Origin of the sequence: Paenibacillus radicis (ex Xue et al. 2023), assembly GCF_024722015.1 — a bacterium.
In the GTDB taxonomy this organism is placed as follows: domain Bacteria; phylum Bacillota; class Bacilli; order Paenibacillales; family NBRC-103111; genus Paenibacillus_S.
In genome coordinates, this window is sequence record NZ_JANQBD010000046.1 from 36,866 (window position 1) to 43,217 (window position 6,352).

3 protein-coding genes and 1 pseudogene are annotated in these 6,352 nt (G+C 48.6%); 3 read left to right on the top strand and 1 reads right to left on the bottom strand.

What is annotated here, in order from left to right; genetic code table 11:
- Positions 1-68 precede the first annotated feature (68 nt).
- From NV381_RS38315 to NV381_RS35815, 3 genes and pseudogenes are all read left to right on the top strand, one after another.
- On the top strand, positions 69-2,867 hold the full coding sequence (locus NV381_RS38315) for a cobyric acid synthase (protein ID WP_308862430.1): 2,799 nt from the start codon (positions 69-71) through the stop codon (positions 2,865-2,867).
- Entirely contained in the window at positions 2,864-3,430 is a 567-nt protein-coding gene (locus NV381_RS35810) for a cob(I)yrinic acid a,c-diamide adenosyltransferase (RefSeq protein ID WP_258218054.1), read from the top strand. The genes NV381_RS38315 and NV381_RS35810 overlap by 4 nt, the downstream gene beginning before the upstream one ends.
- Positions 3,427-4,194: pseudogene (locus NV381_RS35815) on the top strand (RluA family pseudouridine synthase); the annotation flags it as partial. The gene NV381_RS35810 and the pseudogene NV381_RS35815, both read left to right, overlap by 4 nt.
- A 639-nt stretch (positions 4,195-4,833) precedes the next feature.
- Here NV381_RS35815 and NV381_RS35820 read toward each other — a convergent pair.
- Positions 4,834-5,892, bottom strand: coding sequence for a DctP family TRAP transporter solute-binding subunit (locus NV381_RS35820; protein WP_258218055.1), 1,059 nt, complete (start codon positions 5,890-5,892; stop codon positions 4,834-4,836).
- Positions 5,893-6,352: the final 460 nt, after the last annotated feature.

A 6,352-nucleotide genomic window follows, 5' to 3' on the forward strand; every position in this document is an offset into this window, starting at 1 on the left:
ATGAAAGCTCTGATTATGCTTACGAAGAAAAGCTTTCCTTTGGAAGGCTTTTAGGAGGGGAAAACTTCATGCTGGAACGGTACGGGCATGGCGGTGATTTGTGGACCGCTGCCGAAACATTTGGCATAAGTAAGGACGCGTTTCTTGATTTCAGCTCGAACATGAATCCTCTTGGACCGCCGGCTGCCGCAGAAACCATATTGCGGGAACGGTGGCGAGATATAGTCGCATATCCGGATCCTGCTGTGAGGGAGCTGCGCAGCAAGCTGGCAGCAAAATATAGGGTGCCTATGGAAGCCATTCTGGTCGGTAACGGTGCTGCGGAGCTGATAGATTTGGCGGTGCGTGTCCTGCGGCCGGGAGTTACGGCTCTGGCGCGACCTTCTTTCTCGGAGTATGAGGAAGCGGTGCAAAAAACGAATGGAGCTATCTACGAGATTCCATTGCAGGCTAGTCATGATTTTCTGCTTCAGGAGGCAGATGTTGAGCAGGCACTGGCAATGGCGGATCTATTGTTTCTAGGATCACCTAATAATCCGACTGGCCGTCTGTTGCAAGCTTCAGTGCTTGAACGTCTGGCTGCAGCGAAAAAGCCGGTTATTCTGGACGAAGCCTTTATCGATTTTCATCCTGAAGAGAATCGCCTGACAATGATTCGAAAAGCGGCTGAATCTCGGCAGCTGATGGTTATTCGTTCTATGACGAAGTTTTATTCGATACCCGGGCTGCGGCTTGGTTTTATAGTGGCACATCCAGACAGGATTAGGGAAATGCAGCATCAGCAGGTGCAGTGGAGTGTTAATACAATGGCCCAGCTGATAGGGGCGGCGGTATTGGATGATCATGATTACGAGCGCCGAACGCATGATTGGTTAGCTGCCGAACGTCCGTGGCTGACCAACAGTTTAAGTGAACTGGGGCTTATCGTAACGCCGAGCGATACGAATTATTTATTATTTTCGACTAAGCGGTTAAAAATTACTGTGCAGGATTTGCAGGCAGAAATGGGGAAAAGGGGGATTTTGATCCGTGACGCATCCCTATTTCCAGGTTTGGATAACTCATATGTTCGTGTAGCGATACGACTAAGAGAGCATAACGAACGGATGATCAAGGAGCTTCGAGCATCAATTGAGGTGTTGGGTGACGTGCGGCAGCTTGAGCAAGTAGCAGTTGACCATGCTGCACAAGTGACTCTGTCGACCGGGCATGGGCAGCAACAGCAGCAGGTTGATGTGCTTCAAGAAGCTGTCGGCTCATCTCTCGCTCCAACCTTAATGGTGCAGGGGACATCCTCGGATGCAGGAAAAAGCTTGCTGGTAACTGCACTGTGCAGAATTTTATTACAGGATGGTCTGCGTGTTGCCCCGTTTAAATCACAAAACATGTCGCTAAACTCTTACGTTACTGCCGATGGCAAAGAAATTGGAAGGGCGCAAGGGATGCAGGCGGATGCGTGCCGTATTGCGGCTACAACCGATATGAATCCTATTTTGCTTAAGCCGAAAAAGGATATGGTTTCGCAGGTAGTTGTGCATGGTAAGCCATATCGTGATTTTGACGCCAGAACATATCGTGAAAAATATTTGTCCGAGGCGGAGACGATCGTTAAGGATGCACTTGTCCGATTGCGTTCCGATTATCAGGTGGTTGTGCTCGAAGGGGCCGGGAGTCCGGCAGAAGTTAATCTGAAAGATCGCGATATCGTCAATATGCGATTAGCTGGTTGGGCGGATGCTCCTGTAGTATTGGTGGCTGATATTGATCGGGGAGGCGTGTTTGCGTCATTGCTCGGTACGATGGAAATATTTACACCTGAGGAAAGAGATCGTGTGAAGGGATTCATCATTAACAAGTTTCGAGGAGACGTAACCTTGCTCAAGCCAGGCCTTGATTGGCTCGAACAGAGAACCGGCAAGCCGGTGCTGGGAGTCATTCCGTATCTGCCCAATCTGGAGCTAGAGGATGAGGATTCGGCTTCGTTGGATCGCAAGCTGGCAACGGGTGCTTTTGGAAGCAGCGATGGTAATAATTATGCAGGTGCTTCCCAAGGTACGTCTGAAGGACAGGGCTTGCAGCTGCTCGATATAGCAGTGATTCGTTTGCCGAGGCTCTCTAACTTTACCGATGTTGATCCGCTGTTCTACGAAAAAGATGTCCGCCTTCGTTATGTCAGCTCACTCGAAGAGCTGGGGCGGCCGGATACGGTTATAATACCGGGGAGCAAAAACACAGTCGACGACATGTTGTTTTTAAGGGAAACGGGTCTTGATCAGGCGCTGCTGGAGCACGCGCAAAGAGGCGGCTGGATCACTGGTATTTGCGCAGGCTATCAAATGATGGGAGAGCGGCTGCTGGACCCGCATCTTCTGGAGTCGGAACATCCGGAAACGGCTGGACTCGGATTATTCCCGACAGAGACTGAGTTCACAGCTGATAAGAAGACGGTGCGTGCTGTTGGAACGTCTCTTTTATATAGTGATGCTGCTGGTCGAAATCCGTTGCTGCAAGTAAGTGGATATGAAATTCATATGGGGCGAACGCGCTTTTTACAGCCGGTAACTCATCCATTCTTCATCGCGGAGGAGGGCAGCGGTCAGGAGGCTCATCCGGATGGTGCTGTTTCGACGAACGGAAGACAATGGGGCACCTATGTGCATGGAATTTTGCATAACGATGATTTTCGCCGGGGTTGGCTGAATGGAATTCGCGAAAGTCGCGGTTGGGAACCTTTACAAGCGGAGCTTCGCTTTCAGGAGCGCAGAGAGGCGGCTTTTGACCGGCTAGCCGATCATGTCAGAAGTCATTTGGATACGAATCGTTTATATGAGATGATAGGTTATAAGAGTAGGGAGGCGAAACGATGAGAATTTATACAAGAACTGGCGATGCCGGTCAAACCGGAGTAATTGGGGGACGTGTCGACAAGGACGATGTGCGCGTTGAAGCATACGGAACCGTGGATGAGCTCAATTGTTTTGTAGGGCAAGCGATGGGGTTTCTGGATGCGGAGAAATTTGGCGATTTGCTGGCGGACTTATTGGATATACAAAATGAATTGTTCGACTGTGGTTCCGACTTGGCATTGCTTAAGCAAGAGCTTCGCCCTTATAAAGTGAAGTCGGAGATGGTAGACCAACTGGAAGCATGGATAGACAAGTACGATGCTGAGACGCCGGATATTAAAAAGTTTATATTGCCTGGCGGCTCGCAGGCGTCCTCTGCGCTTCACGTTTGCCGGACGATATGCCGCCGCGCGGAGCGCCGGGTTGTTACACTGGCCCGGACGCAGCCGATCAATGAAGAAGTACGCCGCTATTTGAACCGGTTGTCCGATTTGTTCTTCACTGTTGCACGCCTTGCAAACGTTAGAAGCGGTGTGGGAGATGTTGAATATGCTCGTAGTGCGGATGTGTTTCGCCGCAAATGAGTACCTATTATGAACCATTAGTATACATCGTTTCTCAAGAGGAAGAAGGCTTCTATCTGAAAACGATTTTGCAAAATCGGATGATGCTCTCCCGCAAGCTGCTATCGCGATTGAAGCTCACGGAGCGGGGAATCACGGTTAATGGTGATCGCCAATATATAAGTATTCGGGTTCATGCGGGGGATGTAATTGAGGTCAGAATGCTTCAGGAGGAATCCGATGATATTTTGCCGCAGGAGCTCCCTCTGGATATTTTGTATGAGGATGAGCAGCTGATGATGCTTAATAAGGCAGCCGGAATGATTGTTCATCCGACCCATGGACATTATGTGAATACGTTGGCGAACGGCGTCGTTCATTATTGGCAGCAGCAGGGGAAGAGCTATCGATTCCGTCCGATTCATAGGCTCGATCAAGAAACATCAGGGGCGCTTGCTGTGGCCAAAAATCCTTTTATCCACCAGCAGGTGTCCGAGCAAATGCAGGCGCATCAGGTGAAAAAGGAGTACATAGCTCTGGTGCATGGTGTAATGGAGGCCGATGAGGGCACCGTAAATGAGCCGATAGATCGTGACCCCGAGGAGCCGCACATCAGGATCGTGACGGAGAACGGATACTCAGCGGTCACGCATTACAAGGTGGAGCGGCGGTTTCGGGAAGCGACAATGGTGAGGCTTTGGCTGGAAACTGGACGGACGCATCAAATCCGTGTGCACATGAAGCATTTGGGACATCCGCTGTTGGGCGATAAACTGTACAAGCTGGACAAATATGAGCAAAGCATAGCGGGCGTACAAGGCGGCTTGGAGGCGGGAGGAACAGCTCCCGATGCTGCAGGCGACTATGGTACGAGTGCAGCTCGTGAAGCTCATGAAGCTTGTGAAGCTCATGAAGCTCATGAAGCTCATGAAGCTCATGAAGCTCATGAAGCTCATGAAGCTCATGAAGCTCATGAAGCTCATGAAGCTCATGAAGCTCATGAAGCTCATGAAGCTCATGAAGCTCATGAAGCTCATGAAGCTTGTGAAGCTTGTGAAGCGCATGAAGCGCATGAGGCCCATGAAGCGCATGAAGCTCAAGAAACCCATGAAGCCTGTAAAGCTATTCTCGCCGCAGCTTCTGCTCCATTTGGCTTGAAACGGCATGCACTGCATGCTTGTTTGCTGGCTTTTACACATCCTGGCACGAAGCAATGGATGCAGTTCGAAGCGCCGCTGCCTGATGATTTGGCTCAGTGCCTGGTGCACCTTGAGAAGCATGAATAGCGCATTACCCCCAAAAAAGCTTTCATCTCCACACCAGTGGTTTTGAAAGCTTTTTTGTATTTTCCAAAAGCTCAATGTACAACGAAAGGCAGGCTTGGCAGCTTGAGCTTCTGTTAGATCCCCCTGCATGGCGGCTGATTATTGCATGTACTTTTTCCGCAATCGGCGAATTTCGTCCATCAGCTCTTTCCCGATGACCGTTTCGTACTGCGGATAGATAGGCTCCCATGCCCGCATCCACTCTGATAGTTGTTCGGTTGTCAATGAATTGATTTGTAATTGCGACTCCTGCTTTATTTTCTCGAACTGTTCATCATTCATCTGGATAGCATTGTGGTAAGCCCATGCAGTCGTTTCCTTCATCGCTTGTTGAATTTGCTGTTGAATTTCTGGTGAAAGCTTCTGCCAAAAGGAGCGGTTCATCAGCACTGCATAGCCGAGATAACCATGGTTAGTGAGCGTCATATATTTCTGAACTTTAAAAAACTTTTTAGAATAAATGTTGGTGATGGAATTTTCCTCTCCATCTACAGCTCCACTTTCCAAGCCGCGATATACAAGATTAAATGGCATCTGCGTTGTTTTTGCGCCTAACAGCTGGAATTCGGCATCAAGCAGGGTGCTTCGCATCGTCCTAAGATGCTGTCCCTTCAGATCATCTGGTTGGAGAATCGGTCCTTTATTGCTCGTAAGCTGCTTGAAGCCGCTGTTCCAATAAGCGAGTCCTACCATATTAACCTGATTTAACTGTTCGAACAGCAGCTTACCGATTTTGCCCTCAAATGCTTCCTGGACTGCTTCTTGTGTGAGAAAGGCGTAAGGTAAATCCAGCACCATCCATGACGGCAGCACTTCGGACAAATTGGGAAATGAGGGGGCGATCATTTGCACATTTCCCTTTTGCAAGGCCTCTATTTCATCCGGCTCGGCATATAAAATGCTGTTGGGATACACCTCTACTTTAACGCGTCCCTTTGTTTTTTCCTGAACAAGCCGGGCAAACTCCTGTGCCGCTAACCCCTTTGGGGTGTTTTCAGCGACAACATGACTGAACTTTATCACAGTCTGCTCGTCAAATCCGATCTGTTCATCATCATAAACGACAGGAGCCTGCATAAAGCTTGGATAAAAGCCGATAACTATAGCAACGGCAAGACCCAACACCACAATAACCGCAACACTGAAAAAAGATTTCACCCGAGTCTACGCCCCTCTGTTTTTTGTCCGTCTCTTTCTATAGGTTCATGTATGAATGTTTTTTATTCTTAATTATATTGTATTTAAATGCTTACGAAACTCCAAACTTTTTTGCTTTAGATGAAAGTTAATACTAGATATTACCAGAAAAAGAACCCAACGCGCGCGAATCCCGTGCGAGCTTGGTACCGTTGCATGGTGGTCGGTCGAGCCCACGCTGATTCAATAGATTAGAATAGATGGAAAAGCTCCATCTAATTCCCTTAATTTGGCGGCACGCTTAAATATAACTTGATTTTCTGGCGTTAATTTGGCATTTATTTTTGCGAGGAAGACGGTGTAAAATTGTTTGTGTACCACAATTTGGAGCCTAGTCAGGCAACAAAAAAGTAGGGTATTCTCGGGATTAGTGAAGTCACCAAGAAAGGAACCCTACTCATGGCAACTATACACGAAACAA

Bases quoted from the DNA above. Each gene is read 5' to 3' on its own strand.
- NV381_RS38315 (WP_308862430.1), top strand. From the start codon at position 69: ATGCTGGAACGGTACGGGCATGGCGGTGATTTGTGGACCGCTGCCGAA.
- NV381_RS35810 (WP_258218054.1), top strand. From the start codon at position 2,864: ATGAGAATTTATACAAGAACTGGCGATGCCGGTCAAACCGGAGTAATT.